The organism is Nocardia sp. NPDC058705 (assembly GCF_042749305.1).
In the GTDB taxonomy this organism is placed as follows: Bacteria; Actinomycetota; Actinomycetes; order Mycobacteriales; family Mycobacteriaceae; genus Nocardia.
Genome location: NZ_JBHYRN010000027.1, coordinates 31,977 through 52,706, shown reverse-complemented (window position 1 = coordinate 52,706; position 20,730 = coordinate 31,977). Strand labels below are relative to the sequence as shown.

The 20,730-nt window shown below is 63.1% G+C and carries 16 protein-coding genes and 1 riboswitch; of the genes, 12 read left to right on the top strand and 4 right to left on the bottom strand.

The features are described from left to right. Positions 1-1,036 precede the first annotated feature (1,036 nt). The 7 genes from ACFW6D_RS25655 (at position 1,037) to ACFW6D_RS25625 (ending at position 10,017) form a co-directional block, all read left to right on the top strand. Positions 1,037-1,381, top strand: coding sequence for a head decoration protein (locus ACFW6D_RS25655; protein WP_379332151.1), 345 nt, complete (start codon positions 1,037-1,039; stop codon positions 1,379-1,381). 147 nt (positions 1,382-1,528) lie between these two features. Further along, a complete protein-coding gene (locus ACFW6D_RS25650) occupies positions 1,529-1,900 on the top strand; it encodes an HNH endonuclease (RefSeq protein ID WP_379332149.1) in 372 nt (123 codons plus the stop codon). A 459-nt stretch (positions 1,901-2,359) separates the two neighbouring features. Beyond that, a complete protein-coding gene (locus ACFW6D_RS25645; RefSeq protein ID WP_379332147.1) occupies positions 2,360-2,587 on the top strand; it encodes a hypothetical protein in 228 nt (75 codons plus the stop codon). A 38-nt stretch (positions 2,588-2,625) separates the two neighbouring features. Beyond that, on the top strand, positions 2,626-3,453 hold the full coding sequence (locus tag ACFW6D_RS25640; protein WP_379332145.1) for a hypothetical protein: 828 nt from the start codon (positions 2,626-2,628) through the stop codon (positions 3,451-3,453). A 517-nt stretch (positions 3,454-3,970) separates the two neighbouring features. Then, positions 3,971-8,527, top strand: a complete 4,557-nt coding sequence (locus ACFW6D_RS25635) for a tape measure protein (RefSeq protein WP_379332143.1) — start codon at positions 3,971-3,973, stop codon at positions 8,525-8,527. Between the two features lie 58 nt (positions 8,528-8,585). Next, positions 8,586-8,816 (top strand): DUF6953 family protein, encoded by a 231-nt coding sequence (locus ACFW6D_RS25630; protein ID WP_379332141.1) that lies wholly within the window; start codon positions 8,586-8,588, stop codon positions 8,814-8,816. An 874-nt stretch (positions 8,817-9,690) separates the two neighbouring features. Then, the gene (locus ACFW6D_RS25625) at positions 9,691-10,017 is read left to right on the top strand and encodes a DUF3017 domain-containing protein (protein WP_379332139.1); all 327 of its coding nucleotides are present in this window, start codon (positions 9,691-9,693) and stop codon (positions 10,015-10,017) included. 60 nt (positions 10,018-10,077) lie between these two features. Here ACFW6D_RS25625 and ACFW6D_RS25620 read toward each other — a convergent pair whose 3' ends face one another. Continuing rightward, positions 10,078-11,025 carry an oxygenase MpaB family protein gene (locus ACFW6D_RS25620; protein ID WP_379332137.1) on the bottom strand — a complete coding sequence of 316 codons (948 nt, stop codon included), beginning with the start codon at positions 11,023-11,025 and terminating at the stop codon, positions 10,078-10,080. A gap of 154 nt (positions 11,026-11,179) precedes the next feature. Between ACFW6D_RS25620 and ACFW6D_RS25615 the strand changes: the two genes are divergently transcribed. After that, the gene (locus tag ACFW6D_RS25615) at positions 11,180-11,815 is read left to right on the top strand and encodes a TetR/AcrR family transcriptional regulator (protein ID WP_379332135.1); all 636 of its coding nucleotides are present in this window, start codon (positions 11,180-11,182) and stop codon (positions 11,813-11,815) included. Between the two features lie 3 nt (positions 11,816-11,818). Here ACFW6D_RS25615 and ACFW6D_RS25610 read toward each other — a convergent pair whose 3' ends face one another. From ACFW6D_RS25610 to ACFW6D_RS25600, 3 genes are all read right to left on the bottom strand, one after another. After that, entirely contained in the window at positions 11,819-12,964 is a 1,146-nt protein-coding gene (locus ACFW6D_RS25610; protein ID WP_379332133.1) for a homoserine O-acetyltransferase, read from the bottom strand. Next, positions 12,961-14,277, bottom strand: coding sequence for a bifunctional o-acetylhomoserine/o-acetylserine sulfhydrylase (locus ACFW6D_RS25605; protein ID WP_379332131.1), 1,317 nt, complete (start codon positions 14,275-14,277; stop codon positions 12,961-12,963). The genes ACFW6D_RS25610 and ACFW6D_RS25605 overlap by 4 nt, the downstream gene beginning before the upstream one ends. 80 nt (positions 14,278-14,357) lie before the next feature. Beyond that, positions 14,358-14,468: riboswitch (SAM riboswitch) on the bottom strand. A gap of 65 nt (positions 14,469-14,533) precedes the next feature. Next, a complete protein-coding gene (locus tag ACFW6D_RS25600; protein ID WP_379332129.1) occupies positions 14,534-15,253 on the bottom strand; it encodes a TetR family transcriptional regulator in 720 nt (239 codons plus the stop codon). 100 nt (positions 15,254-15,353) lie between these two features. Here ACFW6D_RS25600 and ACFW6D_RS25595 point away from each other — a divergent pair, with 100 nt between their 5' ends. The 4 genes from ACFW6D_RS25595 to ACFW6D_RS25580 all read left to right on the top strand — a co-directional run bounded on the left by ACFW6D_RS25595 (position 15,354) and on the right by ACFW6D_RS25580 (position 20,729). Further along, positions 15,354-16,880 (top strand): MFS transporter, encoded by a 1,527-nt coding sequence (locus ACFW6D_RS25595; protein ID WP_379332127.1) that lies wholly within the window; start codon positions 15,354-15,356, stop codon positions 16,878-16,880. 271 nt (positions 16,881-17,151) lie between these two features. Next, positions 17,152-18,369, top strand: a complete 1,218-nt coding sequence (locus ACFW6D_RS25590; RefSeq protein WP_379332125.1) for an NADP-dependent isocitrate dehydrogenase — start codon at positions 17,152-17,154, stop codon at positions 18,367-18,369. 288 nt (positions 18,370-18,657) lie between these two features. Next, a complete protein-coding gene (locus tag ACFW6D_RS25585) occupies positions 18,658-19,818 on the top strand; it encodes an MFS transporter (RefSeq protein WP_379332225.1) in 1,161 nt (386 codons plus the stop codon). Between the two features lie 29 nt (positions 19,819-19,847). After that, complete coding sequence (locus tag ACFW6D_RS25580; protein ID WP_379332123.1) at positions 19,848-20,729, top strand: hypothetical protein; 882 nt, start codon at positions 19,848-19,850, stop codon at positions 20,727-20,729. Position 20,730 lies beyond the last annotated feature (1 nt).

The following is a 20,730-nucleotide window of genomic DNA, read 5'->3' as shown; positions in this document are numbered from 1 at the left end:
AGTGCTCCCGAAACGCACACCGAAGCCCGTAGACGCGAACCCCACCGAGGTAGCGCCACCGGAGATCATCCGCCGGCTACTGGTCGCGCTGGCTCAGTGGGATTCGAAGCAGGCGACATCATGACCAACCTGACGAGAGGTGCGGACCGTATGGACGACGAAGCCTTAGCGGGGGAGCTTCGCCCTTCGCTGATGAGCGAGACCCAACGGGCGATTGACGACGTGATGCGGAAGCACCGTGCCCAACACGGGCGCGACGAGGTGCGAGCCGAGCAGATCGGAGACCGTTTGAACGGATAGCTCAGACACACTGAGAAGCCCCCGGATTCAGCCGTCAGCTGTCGGGGGCTTTCTCTATGTCCGACGAGGGCCGCTACTCTGAGCCTTGACGGGTACCGCCGTCATCATCCAGTCAAGCTGGAATACCCGATAGCCCCCGACCTTCTGGTCGGGGGTTTTTGGTGTCTAAGAAAAGTGGCAGATTTCGGCGACAGTGTCTGTCATTTTTGACCCCTGGACCGTCCAAGGTCTGTTCTCCGGATTATTTCAGCAGGTAGATTCATGGGTTTTATCTGAAACTTGATGATTTCAGATTTCCTATAGGGCAGTTCGAGCCTTCGGCCCTGCCTTCTAAATGTCTGACTACTGCCACGTTCACGGGATCAGAATTTTCCCCCGGCAAGGGTGAGGGGGAGAAATCCCGAACCCGATCACATTCGGCAGAGATCAGACATGGCGCGCGAATCTTGCACGGTGCGACGGAGCGAAACCGGTGCAATCAATCGTATTGTACGTGACCTTGCTCACATGTATGTGCGGGTGCGGATTTGCTTTGCCGTCAACTGACAGAAACCGTCAAGAGGGACTATATGAAGCTCTGCCGCGCGGGACATGAGGTATCCGGTGTCCGCGACAAATACGCATCCGGCCATTGCCGTAGATGCAAAGACATTTCAGATGCGCGCTACCGCGCCCGTTGTCGAGCCGCTTTGCGCATCAGTCGTGAAGCGGGACTAATCTAGAAAGAGGAAACAAAATGGGAAATCCTGTATGGGTTATCGGTCTCCACGGCTACCAATTTACCGGCCAAGCTCCACAAATCGAGCTTGATCCAGCAAAGTTCAGTGTCACGCTCGCACCGAGCGGAACTGTTCTCGGCAAGGTCACTGCAACTGGCAAGTACGGCAAATACGATCCTGCCGCAAACGACGGTAGGCAGACAGCCGCGGGGTTCCTGCTGAACTCGGCAAACCTTAGCGAGGATACGAGCGGGAACCTGTTCCTAGCTGGGTTTGTTCAGCCTGCGTATCTGCCTGTGGGTCATGGTCTCGATGCAGCCGCGCGAACCGCGCTGCGTCACTGCGTCTTCCTGGACGTGTGATGAGCTGGCTAGATGACCACGAGAGCCTAACCCGACCTATCCCGGATAGGTCCGAGGAGGCGTACCGGGCGTACCGGGAAGCCCCTGGCAAAGTGAAATACCGAGAGGTTCGCGACGCAGGCGGCGGAACGATTCTCGACTTCGAACATGGTCTTGAGCTTTTCCGAGAACGGTACAAGCCTGTTGGTGAAACCGATACTTCGCTTCTTCCTGCGCCTTGGGGAAAGAATGCCCAAGCGAGCTAAGAAGCCCGCTGGATACGACAACCGCGCGTATAGGCGAATGCGTGATCGGCTTCGAGCCGAGAACATGCCGTGTTGGATATGTGGTCTAGGTATTGACCTTGACCTTCCATACACACATCCGATGAGTCACACCGCTGATCACCTCTTACCACGGAGCAAAGGCGGACACTTGCTCGGTGAGTTGCGATCCGCTCACCGTAGGTGCAACTCGTCACGCGGAAACAAGACAACTGTTGCCGCTGCACCAATGCCTACAACACGTAAATGGCTGTGAGTCCGTGCGTAACACGGCCTGGACGGCACGCTAAGAGACGTAATCCGGTTGGGGATACATCGGGTTAGGCACGTACCTGTTCGAGCGTCCTAGAGGGACGATCCGGGGTTAGTCAATCAGGGGCTATTCGACCCGTACCCAACGGCTATTGGCCGGCGGTTCGTCGTGCCCGGATTAGATCAATGAAAGAGTCTGAACGTTGAACCATCTTTACGAATACCTAAACGTTGAAGTATTCGCGATCGAAGATCCCGAAGCCGAAGCGTTGAACGCTCGGGTGTCCGGCTACTGAAGACCGGAGGGACCCGCTGAGAGGGCTCGACGGGTGGGGGATGGCCCCGGTCTACCCCCTTGATGTCACTTTCTCAGTCGTACGGGTCTCGCGTGCGCGGCCTCCCCGCCCCCGGTCAGGAGTCCCGCGGCGCGCGGGGTATAGACCACATTTTAGGAGAAGTATCAATGGATATCGAAGCGCTGACCGGTAATGACCCGGTCGCGGCGTATAGGGCACTTCGGATTGTGCTCGTTTCCCGGTTGGGGGATGCGAATACCCCGCCCGGCATTATTCCAGCCTTGGCAAAACAAGTGTCCGATCTAACTCGGCTGATTGCCGAGTACGAACCTTACGACGATGGGCCATCGGACATCGATGAGTTCACCGCTGTTTTCAATGCACCTATCGAATAATTACGGAGAACAAAACTATGGGTAACACTACTGCTGATGTGAACGAGCAAGAGAAGAGCGACGGTATCAAGCGGGTTATTCCCGCGAGGTACAACAGGCTGATGACTGATCCTCTGCTCAGGGAGATTGTTTCCGGTCTGGATGGAGTAGCTGAAGCACTGGCCGCTAAGCAACAGGCGAATGTGCTGTTTGATGAGCTGGGCACGCCCCCGCCTGACTATGCCAGGGAGGCCGCGGGGTTTATTGGTTCAGGCAAGGTCGACAAAGATTGGATTGGCCGTGTCGCCAAGGACGAACTCGCCAAGCTTGTTCGAGCCGAGCAGAGAAAACACGTTTCGGACCTGATCAACGGTTGTCTTACGCAGCTGGATTCCATCGCGGAGTACAGCGTCGATGATGTCCTAGCCGAGCTTGACACTCGACTCCAAGAGCTTGTTCAGCCGCTGTACGCCGCAGGGGAGAAGCTGACTGGTGTTGACACTCCGACCGATGCGATTCGTCGTGGCCTGACCGAAGAGTGGCGTCTGTTTGCGGATGCAGCAATCGAGTACGCGAAGATCCGGGCGGCTCAAAAGATCGCCGTGTCGGTTGCGCCTGAAGAGTTCAAGGACCGAGGTCAATCGGCCGCGTGTGAAGACCCTCACGCGAACTCGTCTGTGATCGCGAATATTGCAGAGGTATGGGAGAGCTGGAATACGCCTCCGCAGGCTGAACTAGCTTGGTCCGACAATGACGAAGGCGATCGAGTCGCCCGCTGGGTCCGTCCGCGTGTCGAAGCACCGTGGCCGGTCCAGACTGACGAATTCCTGTTGTGGTGCATCCGGAACGATGCGGAGCTGCGCGTTCCAGACCTGGGTCAGATGTGACCCGTAGGCGTGGCAATTGCTACCCGAGTGGGCCGGAGTGTGTGAACACAACCGCACTCCGGCCGGAGCCGGAATCTATCTCGCCCTCGATGGCAACAAATCCGGACAACACGATTCTAGGGCTGTACCCGCCTGTTCCCGCGTACAAGCGGTATCCGGGGCTGTTCCCGACTAAATCCAAGAAAGCAAAATAATGGAAGACGAATTCGAGCCTGTGACAGCGGAAGAGATTGCAGCGGCGATTGCTGCTACTCAAGACAGTGCTCGCACACGCGGCGAAACCGAAGCTGTGAAGCGGTTCGGGGCCGCTGCGGAAAAGACACCAAAGGCTGGTACCAAGGCTCACGCGGAGTGGTACGCCAAGCAACGAGGCTGGGCGTAACCAATGACGGGTATTGCTGGAAACGAGCTAGCGACCGCGTATGTGTCGCTAGTCATTGATGGTTCGAAAGTGCCTGGACAAGTCAACAAGGCTATGTCCGGGGTTGGTGTCCAAGCTGGTAAAGCTGGCGAAGGCATGGGCTCGCAGCTCGCGGGCGGAATCGGTGCTGTATTTAAGAAGAGTGTTGCGGGTATCGGTGTTGCCGCTGGCGCGGTTCTTGGAACCGCGCTGTCGCAAGGTTTCGGGCGTATGGTCGCCATCGATGACGCGAAAGGCAAGCTCGCCGGCCTAGGCCACGAGGCCGAAGGCATCGCGACGATTATGGCTTCGGCGAATGCCGCGGTAAAAGGTACTGCGTTCGGCATGGGCGAAGCGGCTACGGCTGCCGCGAGTGCTGTCGCTGCGGGTATCAAGCAAGGCGAAGACCTTACGAACTACCTGAAGTTGATCGGTGACACTGCGACGATCGCAGGTACCGACCTAGCTTCCATGGGCGCGATCTTCAACAAGGTCCAGACCTCTGGCAAGGCGTATACGGACGATCTCAATATGTTGAGCGATCGGGGTATCCCGATTATGCAACTTCTCGCCAAAGAATACGGAGTCTCTGCGGAGGCTCTGAGCAAGATGGTCAAAGACGGCAAAGTCGATGCCGTCACATTCCGTAAGGTTCTGCAAGACGAAATCGGCGGAGCCGGACTCGAATCAGGCAAGACGTTGCGTGGCTCGTGGAAGAACATGCAAGCGTCGTTGGGCCGTATCGGCGAAGCGGCACTGAGCCCGTTCCTGGACATGTCCAAGTCGGGGCTTGCCGGGATCACGGCATGGGCGGACAAGATCAAGCCGCACGTCGCGAAGGCCGCTCAGTACGTCGCTGACGGCCTAGGGGACATGGGTAGGGCGTTCCAGTCGAACGGAGCTTCTGTCAACGGCGTGGCCTCGAACTGGGAGCGCGTCGGCACCAAAGCGCGCGGCCTGGTCGACAAGGTCCGGGAGCTGTACGGCGCGTTCCAATCCGGCGGAGCTGCGGGGCTCTGGGAGAAGATTCGTTCCGGTGCCGACAAAGCCGCGGGCGGCTTCGGTTCGGCTGAAGGTGCAGGCTCGAAGCTGTCGACCGCGTTTGGAAAGATCGCCTCTGCGGGGGCTTCGATCTCCGAATCGTTGGTCTCGCTCGCGGGGGATACCGGCACGGTGGCCGCACAGGGAATCCGTGGGATCGGCTCCGCAATGGCTTACCTGGCTGATCATTCGGGTGCTGCTACCACTGCCATGGTCGGCTTCGCTGCGGCTGTCGTAGCCGCCAAAGCCGTGCACGTCGCGTTCGAAGCGTCACGTGTCGCTGTAGCCGTGATGATGCCCGCTCAGATCGCGTCTCAGATCGCGATGACTCGTGCGGTAACGGCTCAGACTGCCGTGATGCGTGCGCATATCGCTGCGCTTGGTGGTGAGGCTCCGATTCAGGCTCTGACGATGCGTCAGCGTGTAGCGGCTACCGCTACCCGGTTCCAAGAAGCTGTAGCCACGCGAACGGCTACGTCAGCGTTGGGGCAGTACGCCCTAGCTCAACGTACGGCGGCTGCGTCTTCGGGTGCTTTGATCGCTGCGTCTCGCAACACCGCTGCGGCAGTAGCAACGGTCGGTGCTCGAGCAACCGCAACGGCTACAACCGCGTTCGCTGGTCTCCGGACCGCTGGCGCTGGCCTCGCCGGAATGCTTGGAGGTCCGTTAGGTATCGCGATCATGGCGGCTGGTGCGGGTCTGATCGCTAACTACACCTCTGCTCAGTCCGCGCGGGATGCGCAGAACTCGCTAGCCGCGGCTGTGGTCGCTGGCGCGAAGGCACAGAGCCAATTCGCCCTAGCTGTGTCTGAGTCGAACGGTGCGCTGAACTCGCAAGCGTTGTCGGCTGGTGTGGATTCGGTGAAGGCTTCGCTCGCAGAGACGATTGGTCTCGCGGAGCGCGGACACACGATTGTCGAGAACATCGGTCACACGCTCGACAACATCTCGTTCAACGGCCTTGGCTCAAATGATGGGTGGGAGAAAGACTTTGACAAGGTCTCCGGAGCCCAAGAGCGGATGGAGACGCTTCGGGCTGTCGCTTCGGATCTGAAGATGGATCTTGAAGACGTCTGGACCGTGACCACCAAGGGTGGACCAGAGTTCGCGAAACTCACTGAGAAGCTTCAGGCTTCGGGTGATGCGGGTAAGGACATGGCTCGTGAGCTTGAAGCGGCACACGCGCCGCTCCAGTCGATCGCGGACGCGGCGAAGAACTCGACTCCGGGTGTCTCGTCTGTCACCGCTGCGATCAAGAAGCTTGCTTCCGAGTCCTCGGATGCTGACGACAGTCTGAACGCGCTGAAACAAGCGCTTGATGCGATCTCCGGGAAACCGGTTCAGATCGAGGATGCGCTTCAGTCGTACAACGATGCGATTCGCTCCGTCACGGACTCCACGAAAGAAGCGTGGGATGCGACAGACGGTTTCGGGTCCTCGCTGATTGATTCGATGGGCGGTATTGATACCACCTCTGCGAACGGGTCGAAGCTCCGTTCGACGTTGATCGATCTTCGCGACGAGACGTTGAAGGTTGCCGCTGCGGGCGGCGATCTGGGACCGGTGTTCACCCGGAACGAGGCGGTTCTAGCCGACCTCGCGCGGGCAACCGGTTTGTCCGCAGAGCAGATGAAACAGCTTGCCGAGTCTGCCGGATACGTTCCGTCGAAAATTGAGATGCTGATTGCGCTGAAGGGCGCAACCGAAGCCAAGCAAGATCTCGTGACGATTCGCACGATGCTCGGTAAGAACGAGCTGACGATCGATACGAAGCTTCTCGGTTCCGATCAAGTGATTCGGGAGATCCAGGCCGCAGGCGGCAAGGTTGAAGAAGTCGTAGGCAAGCCTGGCGTGTTCCGGGTTGAAGCTCCGAACGTTCCTTCGGTTATCTCGAAAGTGGACGAGCTTCTAGCGAAGATCAACGCGCTTCCGAACAACAAAACCGTCAAGGTCACGTACCAGGAAGCAACCGCTTCCGGGGAGTGGCGCGCACCGATGGTGTTGCCGAACCAGCCGCGTGCGCGTGGTGGCCCGATCTTCGGTGCAGGCGGACCAACATCCGATTCGATTCCAGCGCTGTTGTCTTCGGGCGAACACGTCTGGACTGCGGCTGAAGTCGCGAAGGTTGGTGGGCATGAGGCGATGTACTCGCTTCGGAGTCTCGCAAAGTCCGGTGGGCTGAAGTTCGCTGAAGGCGGAACCCCGTGGGGTATCGACAAGGCGATTACCGCGGCGCGGTCGGTCGAGGGCAACGTTTACGACTGGGGCGGAACCGAGCCGACCAACTTCGACTGTTCCGGTTTCGTTGGTTGGTTGCAGCAGATCGCGATGGGCGTCGAAGGCCCCACTAAGCGGCTGTACACCACCATGTCTCTGATCGGTGGATCAACCTCCGGGTTGGAGAAGGGTCTAGGCCCTGCGGGCACCTGGCTACAGGTCGGTGTGAGCAACGACCATATGGCCGGAACGCTCGCCGGCCTCGCGGTTGAATCCGGTGGAGCACACGGCACTTCGGGTATCGGCGGATCGCGTGCAAAAGCAACCGATTCTCAGTTCCCGTTCCGGTTCCACTTGCCGAACGAACTCATCAAGGGCTACGGCTCTCTTATGTCCGGTGGGAAGGTTGTGGAGTGGACAGCCGAAGACGAACGCGAGCTTGAGCGCGCGAGAATAGCTGTTACACAAGCGAAAGAGCGTCGTGACGAGATCTACTCGAAGTCTGATTCGACCGACTCCGAACGTCGCCTAGCTGACCTTGACGTGACCGACGCTGAAGCGAAAGTCATCGACAAGCAGAAGCAGAAAGACAAGCAGGGAACCACCGAAGGCGGAGAGCGTATCGCTCCGCAAGCGCCAGCTCTCACAGAGGCGTACAACGCGGAGAAGGCCGCTCGTATCGACAGGCTTCAGGCTGTCGAGGAAGCGAACACGAAACGGAACGAGGTCTACGACGATCCGTACGCGACTGATCTTGAGAAGGCCAAAGCCGATCAGGATCTAGCTCTTGCACAGCAGGAAAATAACGCGGTTTCGAACGAATCGAAGACCGCTTCGACTCTCAAGGATGTGTTCACTACCGCGGCATCCGGTGCCGCTGGAGCGCTGTTCGACGCAGCGAAGGAAATCTTCCTTCCGGACACGGTGAAGTCTTCGCATTGGTGGGACGTAGCGGACGAAGCGATCTCGCTTGCGAACACCGACACGGACGAAGACGGTACGTCGAATATCAACGAACTGTTGTCGTCGGTGCCATCGTTCAACACGAACGACATCATGAAACAGCTTGGGTTCAATGGGAATACACCCGATTGGGCCAAGTCGAAGAAGGATGTCAAGGTCTTCGATAACGGAGGTTGGCTCGAACCCGGTCAAATGGGTATCAACCTATCTAGCCGACCAGAGCCGATTTTTAACTCTCCGTCGCAGCTCGCACAGTTCGCAGGTTCGACACTGACGGAGCCGCAGGGCATGTACGGCGCGAACTTTGGGAAGACGCTGGAACGGATGGCTGATTCGCTGCACCAGACGGCGACTTCGCCTCCGGTCACGATCCAGACGGACAATCTCAGCGCGGGTCTGCGCGCGTACGGGAACCACCAGAAGCGGGCCGCGCTCGTCCACCAGAGGCGATAGCCCGCGTGCTGTCTCGGTGTCATGTGTCGTTGTCGGACATGCTGCTTACCATTTTGGTATGGCAACGACAACCGAGATCGCACAGTGGATGATCAACACGATCACCTCGCGGCAGTACGAGTATCAGCAAGTGATCGTGTCGGACATCGAAGAATTGTTCGGCCGGGAATGGGTGTACGAGAACGACAACGGCAACCCGGCGATCAGTCCGAAGGTGCTTGCGGAGTTCCGGAAGCTTCACGGGGGCTCGATCGAGTGGAACAAGTCGGAACGGTCTTGGTCGATCTGAGCAAGGCCGGGACGAGCGTCGAGCGGCGTAACCGTAGACGCTCGTTCCTGGCGATTGACTCAGCCGCTCGTGCGTATGGCTTCGAGGTGGCAGAACGTTTGTACCGCAACGACTTACAAGCGTTCGTCATCGCGTGTGTGCCGTTGCCGCCGATCACGGCCCGGTGCCGGAACGGGGCTACTCGCGTGATCATCCGGGCTCATCCGGGCCACTGACTGGTAAGGCGTGGCGTAGCTTGTGTCAGCGCGTCGCGCCGTGTACGGTCCGGAGAACAAGTCAGGCCCCAGGGGTGCGCTAACACCCCTGGGGCCCTGGGTGAGGATCTGAGGACGCAGACCGACACCGTGAACGGGCACTCTACCCGTTCCGTATTCGGCTATTCAGCCACCTTCCCCCGCTTGCCGCTCTGCGCCCGTAGTGACCCACGGGTGTGCCGCCTCACTCGCGGTTACGTCGCCCGTCAGATGGGCCACTGCATCTATTCCGATGAGGCAGAGCCACGCGTAAAGGTGGACTCGGGGCGTCCCGCTGTGGTTGGCGGACGGATCGTTGGACGGCAACCAGGTTTCCTGTGCTCTGCGTCCCGGTCCGGGCTCTGCCCAGTAACCCAGTCCCAGCCTCCAGCCGAGTAATACCCGGTGAGGCGTTCACACCAACCGACGCGGAGCGTAGCGGCCGACCGAGGTACAGCGTTGTGTCCCCGTACGTCTCAAGCGAACGGGGAACGCCCTGCCCTAGCTTCGCTCCACAACGCTCCCAAGGTGTTGTGCAAACACTGATACTCTGCTCGTGAAAGATCAGGTGCAGCACAGCGGACCACTCTGTCATGCGCCGCCCTGCCCGCGCGCAGGTGGTGTCTGGAACAATCGGGGGCGTGAACGAGGCGGAGACGACCGGCAAGCACCGGGTCGCGCGGTTGAGCGCGGGGGAGCAGTACCTGCGCAGTCACCTGCCGATGACCGTGGTGACCGCGCTGATCGTGATCGCGGTCGGGTTCGTCGCGTGGGATCGGTGGCGGCGCGGCGCACTGATCTTCGGCAGCGCCGCGCTGGTGGCCGCCGCGTTCCGGCTGTGCCTGCCGACCGTGCAGGTGGGGTTGCTCGCGGTGCGCAGCCGCCCGTTCGACGTGGCGGCGCTGACCGCCCTCGGTAGCGCCATCGTCTACCTGGCGGCCACCATCAACACGCTCGGCGTCAACTGAGGAAGACCGGCCGCGGCGCCGTTGACGCGACCGGTCCCACACCCTCGATCACGGTGTCATTCAGGCGGTTTCGGATGCCCAGAGACTGCGAGTGCCCTGGCTGCCGTAGAGCTCGCGGGCCTCGCGCGGGGTGATGGTCGAAAGCTGCTGTGGCGGAGCCGAATACGCATGGGCGGCGAAGATCTGCCCGGTCATCGGCGCGATGTACGGTGCCGCGTGGATCAGCACCCAGTTGTCCCGGCGAGCGGCGGTCCAGGCGATCACCTTCGCCGGAATGCGCACTGCCACATCGACAATGCGCGGCAGGTTGAACCGCCCGAGCTTGCGCATCCACATCGGCAGGGTGGGAATCGTCGCCAGTGACAGCAGCCGACCGCCGATCGCGAACAACCACCCCTTGCTCGGCGGCGTCCACAGCAGGTAGTGCATGGCCTGCACCGCCCGCTCGGTGACGCACAGTTGCGGCCGGACCCGCTCGAAGTAGGCCCGCACACCCTCGCGGTCACGCGGCACCTCCGACGGCTTGCAGGTCTGCAGTTCGGCGGCGATCGCGCACTCGGCCCAGTACCGGTCCTCCTCGGCGGGGCTCAGTGGACCCGGCCCGTACATCTCGTAGGCCTTGAGTACCGAATGCCAGCCGGTGAGGTGAATCCACAGCTGGGTTTCGGGGCTGTTGGCGCTGTAGCGCTTGCCGCTGATCGGTTCGATGCCCGTCATCGGCGCGTGCACCTTCATCAGGTGCTCGGCGGCCTGGATGGCGGTGCGGCCGTCGCCGAGCGCGACCAGTACGAAATAGGACAGCGTGTGGTCGAGCCGGGTCGCGGGATTGTCGTAGATGCCCTGCGAATCGGCGACCGCGGCGGTCAGGAACGGATCGAAGTGTTCGAGGGTGACTGCGCGCTGGAAGCCGATCAGCGCGGTCGGCGAGCCCCACACCTTCCAGCTGGGGGAGTCGGGCCCGAAGAACCCGTAGTCGTCGCGGCGCAGGGTGGACGCATCGAAAGCCATTGCACATGCTCCTTTGCAGTGCCGAGGTCAGACCTCGCAAATGAATACAACACCACCGTAGCAATTGCTCGAAGTGAATACAACGGTTGCGTAGGATTTGCGTCAGCAGGTCGGCCCCGGAGTATCGTCGGCGGAGAGAAAGGCAGGTGAGCGCGTGACCGCGACGCAGGATCAACGACCGCGACGCCGCTATGCCCCGCGACTGCCGCCGCAGGAACGTCGCGCGCAACTGCTCGACGCCGCGTTCACCGTGCTGGGGCGGATGGAACTGCACGAGCTGAGCATGGAGGCTGTCGCGCAGGAGGCCGGTGTCGGAAAACCGGTGCTGTACACGGTGTTCAAGACCCGTGCCGAACTGGTCGAAGCACTGCTGGAACGCGAACGCGAACGCGGCCTGGACCAGATCGCCGACACGTTGCCTGCGGATCTGCTCGGCGCCGACCCGGTGACTGCCGCCTCGTCGACGGTGGAGGCATTCGTCGGTGTGGCACTGCAGAATCCGACCCGCTGGCGGCTGATCCTCGCCACACCCGCGAGCGCGCCCGACGAATACCGTGCGGCCCTTCGCGCTTCGCGCAAAGACATCGTGGAGCGCGCGGAATCACTTGTCAGCATGGGTGTTTCACTGTCGCCACGCTGGTCGGACATGGACGCCGAGCTACTGGCGAACTCGGTGCTCACCGTCGCCGAAATGCTCGGTCGGATGGCCGTCAGCGACCCGGAAAAGTATCCGCGCGAACGACTTCAGGCCTACGTCCGCTCGATCGTCACCCTGCTGACGGGACCGTGAACCTCAGCGGTTCTCCCGCGCCAAGCGCATGGTCTCGGTGAGCAGCTTCGACACCGCTGCGGCTTCGGTGAGGAACCCATCGTGCCCGTCGCGCGAATGCACGATCTCCAAACCCGCACAGCCGGGCAGGCCTTCGGCCAACTCGGCCTGAGTGTTCAAGGGGTACAGGCGATCCGAGTCCACGCCGCCCACCACACACGGCACCGACGTCGACGCCAGCGCGGCAGTGACACCACCGCGCCCGCGACCCACATCGTGACGATTCATGGCCTCGCTGAGCAGCACATAGGTGGCCGGATCGAACCGCTGACACAGCTTTTCGGCCTGGTGCTCGAGGTAGCTCTGCACCGCGTAACGCCCGCCGGTCCACGGATCCTCCTCGCCCTGAGGACGATTGGTGAAGCGGTGGTCCAGCTCGCCTTCGGTGCGGTAGGTCAGGTGCGCGATGCGCCGGGCCAGGCCCATGCCGGTCATCGGCGCGCGGCCGGTGCCGTGATAGTCGCCGCCCTGCCAGTCCGGATCGGCCGTGATCACAGCCATCTGGGTGGTCTGGGTGCCGATCTGATCGGCCGTGGCACGAGCGCCGACGGCGAGGATCAGCGCCGCCGAGACCCGCTCGGGCAGACCGATGATCCACTCGAGCACCCGCATACCGCCCATCGAACCACCGACCACCGCGCCGAGCCGCTCGATCCCGAGCACCTCGAACAACTGCGCCTCGGCCTGCACCTGATCACGGATGGTCAGCGCGGGAAAGCGTGCACCCCAAGGCTTTCCGTCGGCCGCGAGCGAGGACGGACCGGTGCTGCCCTTGCAGCCGCCCAGCACGTTGGTGGCGATCACACACCACTCGTCGGTGTCGATCGGCGCACCGGGCCCGACCATGCCCTCCCACCAACCGGGTGCCCCGTCGGGCCCACCGACGACATGGGAGTCGCCGGTGAGCGCGTGTTCGACGAGCACCACATTGTCCAGTGCGGGGGAGAGCTCACCCCAGCGTTGCACCGCCAGCCGCACATCGGGAACAACGGCGCCGTTCTCCAGCGCCACCTCCCCGATGGCGACCACGCCGACTCGCCCGTCCGGCGGTGGCAACAGGTCCACCCCGGTTCCGGGTCGGGCGATCGGCGATTCGGTGCTCACGGTCACGTCGTCGCCGCCGCGAACCCGGCCCGCAGATCGGCCAGAATGTCGTCGATTCCCTCGATGCCCACCGCGAGCCTGACCAGGCCGGGAGTCACACCGGCCGCCAGCTGCTCGTCGGGCGTCAACTGCGAGTGCGTGGTCGACGCCGGATGAATCACGAGGGAACGCACATCACCGATGTTAGCTACATGGCTGTGCAGGCTGAGCGCGTCCACGAACTTCTTGCCCGCATCGACACCGCCCGCCAGCTCGAACGCCACGATCGCGCCCGCGCCCTTCGGCGCCAGCTCCTTGGCCCGCGCGTACCAGGGCGAGGACTCGAGGCCCGCGTAGAACACCGCGTCGACGCCCGGCTGCTCGGCGACGAACTTCGCGACCGTCTCGGCATTGCTGACATGCCGTTCCACCCGCAAACTCAGCGTCTCGATGCCCTGGGCGATGAGGAACGCGTTGAACGGTGAGACTGCGGCGCCCAGGTCGCGCAGCAGCTGCACGCGCGCCTTCAACGCGAACGCGGGCGCGCCCAGATCGGCGAACACCGCACCGTGATAGCTCGGATCGGGCTCGGTGAAACCGGGGTAGCGCGAGTTGCCGTCGGCGTCGCGCACGGTCCAGTCGAACGTGCCGCCGTCGACGATCACGCCCGCAACGGCCGCGCCGTGCCCACCCAGGTACTTCGTCGCCGAATGCACGACGATGTCGGCGCCGTGGGCCAGCGGCTGGATCAGGTACGGGGTCGCGACGGTGTTGTCGACGATCAGCGGCAGGCCGTTCGCGTGCGCCACACCGGCGATGCCGGGAATGTCGAACACCGCGCTGCTCGGGTTGGCGATGGTCTCGCCGTAGAACGCCTTGGTGTTCGGCTGGATCGCGGCTTCCCACTGCGCGAGATCATCGGGGTCCTCGACGAACGAGACCGTGATCCCCAGCTTGGGCAGCGAATAGTGGAAGAGGTTGTAGGTGCCGCCGTAGAGGTGCGGGCTGGACACGATGTGGTCGCCCGCGCTCGCCAGGTTCAGGATCGCGTAGGTCTCCGCGGCCTGGCCCGAGGCCAGCAGCAGCGCCGCGACGCCACCTTCGAGGGCGGCCACGCGCTGCTCCACCGCGTCCTGGGTGGGGTTCATGATCCGGGTGTAGATGTTGCCCGGCTCGGCGAGACCGAACAGCGCGGCGGCGTGATCGGTGTCGCGGAAGGCGTACGAGGTGGTCTGGTAGATCGGCAGGGCCCGCGCGCCGGTGGCGGCGTCGGGTGCCTGGCCCGAGTGGATCTGCTTGGTCTCGAAGGACCAGTTCTCGGGCAGGAAAGAATCAGTCATGTCGTGCTCCAGTGGGTGTTCGCCGGGGATCTCGTCAGTTGGGTCGGATCGACGGGTAACAACACATGGGTGCCTCCTGAAATGCGCGCTTGCTCTCGACTTTCGAGAGCCCGGTCATCACCCGGAGCACCCCACCGCAGCTGGAGGGTTGCCGACCAGCGAGCCGGGGCTTGGCGCTGGTACTCATGACCTTGGGCGTCATGTTAACCGGACATCTCCCACACGCGGAAACTTCCCCCGCATTTCCCGCCGAAGATCACTCGGTGAGCGGTGTGCCGAGGCCGGGCGTGTCGTCGGCCGGTGCGCCGCAGACGTAGCGCAGGCCGTGATAGGCGCGCAGGATCGCGTCACGGGTCACCCGCACGGCCGCCTGGGGCGTCGAATGCAGCAGCGCTTCCTCCACATCGGCCATCGAGATGTGACACAGCATCTGCCAGGTCCCCGCCACCAGCCGGACCATGAAGTCGTCCGGTGTCGTGCCCATGCGATCCGCGAGCTGCGCGCACACCGCCACATTCTTCTTTTCCGCGTATTCCAGCGCTCGCGCGTTCACCGCCTGGCTGGCGCGCATGATCCGCTGCATCTGCAGGAACTGGCGCAGGAAACGAACGCCGTCGGCGCCCACTTCGGCGTGGATCACCTGCAGGTAGGCCCCGCACAGCGCCTGTAGTTCGTTGCCGGGGGGCTGGGCGCGCAGCGCGGCCGCGACGGTGACCCCGAAGTCGTCGATCGGGGCGAGCACGATGTCTTCCTTGAGCGGGAAGTACCGGTTGACGGTGCGCGGCGACACGTCGGCGCCCGCGGCGATCTGCTCGACCGTCGTCGCGTCGAAGCCCTGCGTTTCGCACAGGTCGAGCCCGATCGCGACGATCGCCGCTTTGGTCTGCAGCTTCTTGCGTTCGCGCAGGCCCAGCGGCGCCTCGCCAGCCGGTTCGGCGGTCCGGTCAACGCTGATCGGAGGGGTCGAATCCAGCATGTCGCCAGTCTACCCCGCTGCCGGTTCCATCTGTCGAGACCTGCCAATTGGCGCAGTCAGACATTTTTCTCTTGACGCCAATTGTCGCATGGTGCCAGTATTGAGCGAACTGATCGAGCGACGAGGAGTCCTGGTGACCGGCACCGAAATACAAGCGAAACATGTTGATAATCAACAGAATTCGATGCGGTGGTGGGCGCTGATCGTGCTCTCCGCCGCCCAGTTGATGGTGGTGCTCGATGCCACCGTGATCACGATCGCCCTGCCGTATGCCCAGCGTGACCTCGGCATCAGCGAGGGTGACAAGCAGTGGGCGATCACCGCCTACACCCTGATCTTCGGCGGCCTGCTGCTGCTCGGCGGACGGATGGCCGACTATCTGGGGCGGCGCCGGATCTTCCTGATCGGGCTGGTCGGCTTCGCCGCCGCGTCGGCACTGGCCGGACTCGCGCAGACCGGCGCGCAACTGTTCGTCGGTCGCGGTCTGCAAGGTGCGTTCGCCGCCCTGCTCGCGCCCGCGGCACTGTCGCTGCTGTCGGTGATCTTCACCGACGTGCAGGAGCGGGCCCGCGCGTTCGCGGTGTTCGCCGGGATCACCGCGGGCGGTATCGCGTTCGGTCTGATCGTCGGCGGCGCGCTCACCGAGTTCGCCTCGTGGCGGTGGACGCTGCTGATGAACACCCCGATCGCGCTCATCGCGGTGGCCGGTGCGCTGGCGGTGATCGTGCGCGATGTCCCGGTGCCGCGGACCGGCGGCTACGACCTGCCCGGCGCCGTCACGGTGACCTTCGGTTTGATTTCGATCGTCTACGGATTCAGTCGCGCGGCCGAGGACGGCTGGCTGACCGGCAGCACCCTCGGACTGCTCGGCGTCGGCTTCGCGCTGTTGATCGCCTTCGTCGTCATCGAGGCGCGCTCGGCGAATCCGCTACTGCCGCTGCGTATTCCGGGTGAGATCAACCGCGGCGGGGCCTTGATCGCGGCGCTGCTCATCCCCATCGCGATGTTCGCCATGTTCTTGTTCCTGAGCTTCTACTACCAGAACACTCTCGGCTATTCGCCGCTGAAAGCCGGCATCGCGTTCCTGCCGTTCCCGGTGGGTATCGGCATCGCGGCGGGCATCACCAGTTCGTTGATGCCCAAGTTCGGGCCGCGTCCGCTGATGGTGGTCGGCGCGCTGCTCGGCGTCGCCGGGCTGGTGTGGCTGGCGCAGCTGAGCTACGGCGACGGATACGCGGCGAGCGTGCTCGGACCGCAATTGCTGATGGCGCTCGGCATGGGGCCGCTGTTCGTGGGAATGCAGGCCGTCGCGCTGCACCAGGTAGCCGACGAGGACTCCGGGGTGGCCAGCGCGCTGCTCAATGCCGCCCAGCAGATCGGCGGCGCGGTCGGCACCGCCCTGCTCACCACGTTGTCGGTGCAGGCGGCCAAGAGCTACGCGACCGACAACCCGACCGTCGACCACCTCGTCGAACGCGCCTCCATCTACAGCTATGACGTGGCCTTCTATATCGGCGCCGGCTTCTTCCTTGTCGCGGCGGTGGTGATCGCCGCGATGATCCGCGACAAGCCTGAGAACCTGATCGAAGGCGACGAACACGCGCACGCGATTCCGGTCGCCGTCTGAGTTCGATCAACCGGTCCCGCGCAGCCAACTCGGCCGCGCGGGACCGTTCGCGCGTGATGGGTAAAGTGAAGGCTCCTCGCGCGCGTATCGCACAGTTCGCCCTCCCCTCGCGGTGAGGTGACACCTAGCAGTACGCTCGTCATGTTTGCACCACAACGTCCCGCAACCACCGCGGGGCATATACGGTTTGTTGGAATAGCTGGGGTCCGCTCACAAGCGTGTTCGCCTGGCCGTGCAATAAGGGCACCCACCGAGGAGGACACGAAGATCCATGTCCAAGATCAAGGTTGAAGGCACCGTTGTAGAACTCGACGGCGACGAGATGACCCGGATCATCTGGCAGTTCATCAAGGACAAGCTGATCCATCCCTATCTCGACGTGAACCTCGAGTACTACGACCTCGGTATCGAGTACCGCGACAAGACAGACGACCAGGTCACGGTCGACGCGGCCAACGCCATCAAGAAGTACGGCGTCGGCGTCAAGTGCGCCACCATCACCCCCGACGAAGCGCGGGTGACAGAGTTCGGCCTCAAGAAGATGTGGCGCTCGCCCAACGGCACCATCCGAAACATCCTGGGTGGCACCATCTTCCGTGCGCCGATCATCATCTCCAACGTGCCACGCCTGGTGCCCGGCTGGACCAAGCCGATCATCATCGGCCGTCACGCCTTCGGCGACCAGTACCGCGCCACCGACTTCAAGGTCTACGAAGCGGGCACCGTCACGCTCACCTTCACGCCCGAAGACGGCAGCGAGCCGATCGTGCACGAGGTCGTGAAGATGCCCGAAGACGGCGGTGTCGTCATGGGTATGTACAACTTCAAGAAGTCGATCGAAGACTTCGCGCGGGCCTCGTTCAACTACGGCCTGCAGCAGAACTACCCGGTGTACCTCTCCACGAAGAACACCATCCTCAAGGCCTACGACGGCATGTTCAAAGACACCTTCGAGGAAGTCTTCGAGGCCGAGTTCAAGGCCGAGTTCGACGCGGCGGGCCTCACCTACGAGCACCGCCTCATCGACGACATGGTCGCCTCCTCCATGAAATGGGAGGGCGGCTACGTCTGGGCCTGCAAGAACTACGACGGCGACGTGCAGTCCGACACCGTGGCCCAGGGCTTCGGCTCGCTCGGCCTGATGACCTCGGTGCTGCTCACCCCGGACGGCAAGACCTGCGAGGCCGAGGCCGCACACGGCACGGTCACCCGGCACTACCGTCAGCACCAGCAGGGCAAGCCGACCTCGACCAACCCGATCGCGTCGATCTTCGCGTGGACGCGTGGGCTCGAGCACCGCGGCAAGCTGGACAACACCCCCGAGGTGATCGGCTTCGCGCAGGCGCTCGAGGATGTGGTCATCAAGACCGTCGAGGGTGGTCAGATGACGAAGGACCTCGCTGCGCTCGTCGGCGGGGACCAGGGTTACCTGAGCACCGAGGAATTCCTGGGTGCGCTCGATGTGAACCTGGCTCGTGCTCTGCGATAAAGCTCACGCCCCGCGATGATCCGCGGCGGCATACCCTTGTAGGGGAAGGGGCGCTAGCACCAATCCGGTGCTAGCGCCCTTTGCTTTGTTCCCAGTCGATACGTAAGGACATGGGTAACTCACCGGGTACCGGCTGACTGGTCTCGGCGTTGCCGGTGGCCGCCGACATCACATTCCCACGGCCTGAATCTGGCCTGAATTCGCGGAGAGGCGGATTAGTGCGTGCTTACTTCCATCGCCGCCCCTGATCGCCTCGACGAGCCACGCACCAGCTGGCACGTCCCGGCGATGCTCGCGTTGGCGCTGGGTGGGTTCGGGATCGGGACCACCGAGTTCGTGACCATGGGGTTGCTGCCCGATATCGCGCGGGCCTTCGACATCTCCGAGCCCTCGGCCGGGCACGCGGTGTCGGCGTACGCGCTAGGGGTCGTTGTCGGTGCGCCGCTGATCGCCGCGTTGTGCGCGCGGGTTGCGCGCAAGAAGTTGCTGATCGTTTTGATGGCCGCGTTCACGCTCGGCAATATCGGGACCGTGCTCGCGCCGACTTTCGGCACGCTCGTGCTCGCTCGGTTCGTCTCCGGACTGCCGCACGGCGCGTACTTCGGTGTCGCCTCGCTGGCCGCCGCGACCCTCGCGCCCGTCGGGCAGCGGGCCAAAGCAGTGGCCGCGGTGATGCTGGGGCTCAGTGTGGCGAATGTGGTCGGTGTGCCGGGCGCGACCTGGCTCGGCCAGCACTTCGGCTGGCGTGACGCCTACGTGGTCGTCACCGTGATCGGCCTGGCGACGGTGGCCGCCCTGTGGCGCTATGTGCCCGCCCTGACCAGCATGAAGATCACCAACCCGATGACCGAACTCGGCGCCCTGCGCCGCCCACAGGTGCTGCTCACCCTGGCCGTCGGCGCGATCGGCTTCGGCGGCATGTTCGCCGTCTACACCTACATCGCCACCACTATGACCGACGTCGCCGGCATGCCCACCGGCGCGGTCCCGATCGTGCTTGCCCTGTTCGGCCTCGGCATGATCGTGGGCAATATCGGCGGCGGCATCCTCGCCGACCGCGGCGTCGACCGCTCGATCTTCGTAGCCATGATCGCCATGGTGGTCATCCTGGCCGGTTTCGTACTGGCCGCCCACAACCCCATCACCGCCTCGATCGGCGCCTTCCTCGTCGGCGCCTCCGGCGCGGCCCTGGCCCCCGGCCTACAAACCCGCCTGATGGACGTCGCCGCCGACGCCCAAACCCTCGCCGCCGCCCTCAACCACGCCGCCCTCAACATCGCCAACGCCGCAGGCGCCTGGCTCGGCGGCCTCGTCATCGCCGCAGGCCTCGGCTACACCGCCCCCGCCATGATCGGCGCCCTCCTCGCCGTAGCCGGCGTCCTCCTGTTCACCGTCACGGTCTGGCTTGCCCGTCGCGTCTCTCCCGCCACGCCGCAACCGAATTCGTGATCTCGCCGCACCCACATACGGTGCAGCGCATGCCGAGCTACCTACACGAGGGTTTGCTTGATCTGTTCCGCACGGCGCACTCCCTGGCACCGACACTGCTGGTCGAGGAGTTCGACGTGTCACTGCCCGACGGCGCCCAGATGCGTGCTGAGCCGTGCGACTTCACCGACATGGGCCCCAAGGAGTACCGAGGGGACCTGGCGCTGAGTACGCACGACGATCGCGATCAGCCCATCCTCGGTGTGTGCGTCGAGATACAGCTGAGCAAGAAGGATGATCGGCGATTGAAGTGGCCGGTCTACGTGGCGACATTGCGATCACGGTTGGGCTGTCCAGTTGTGCTGCTGGTTGTGACGCCGAGCAGGCAGGTCGCCGAATGGGCAGCGAAGCCGATCGAACTTGGCCCCTGCGGTTCGGTGATACATCCGTTGGTCCTCGGTCCCGATCGCTTTCCGCTCGTGACCGATCCCGACGAGGCTCGCCTTTGTCCGGAACGGGCAACGCTGTCGGCGATCGCGCACGGGTCCGGTCCCTACATGGACGAGGTCCTTCCAGCTTTCCTGGCCGGGCTGATGAAAATCGACGACGAACGTGTGAAAATGTATCTGGACCTGGTCGACGATGCGTTGACCCTCGCGGCTAGCCGACGTTTGGAGGAACTGATGAAGAGCACTCCCGAATATCGCGGCCGCATCGCCACCAAGTACGTGGCCAAAGGTCGTGAAGAAGGCCTCGAGGAGGGGCGCGCCGAGCAGGCAGCTCGTGCGGTGCGCACCGTGCTGACCGCTCGTGGACTCGAGTTGTCGGCGGCCCAGCGCGCTCAGCTCGCCGCCTGCACGGACCTCGACCAACTCGACGCGTGGTTGACGCAGGCCGTAACCGCCACTCGGACCGACGAACTCTTCGGCTGAC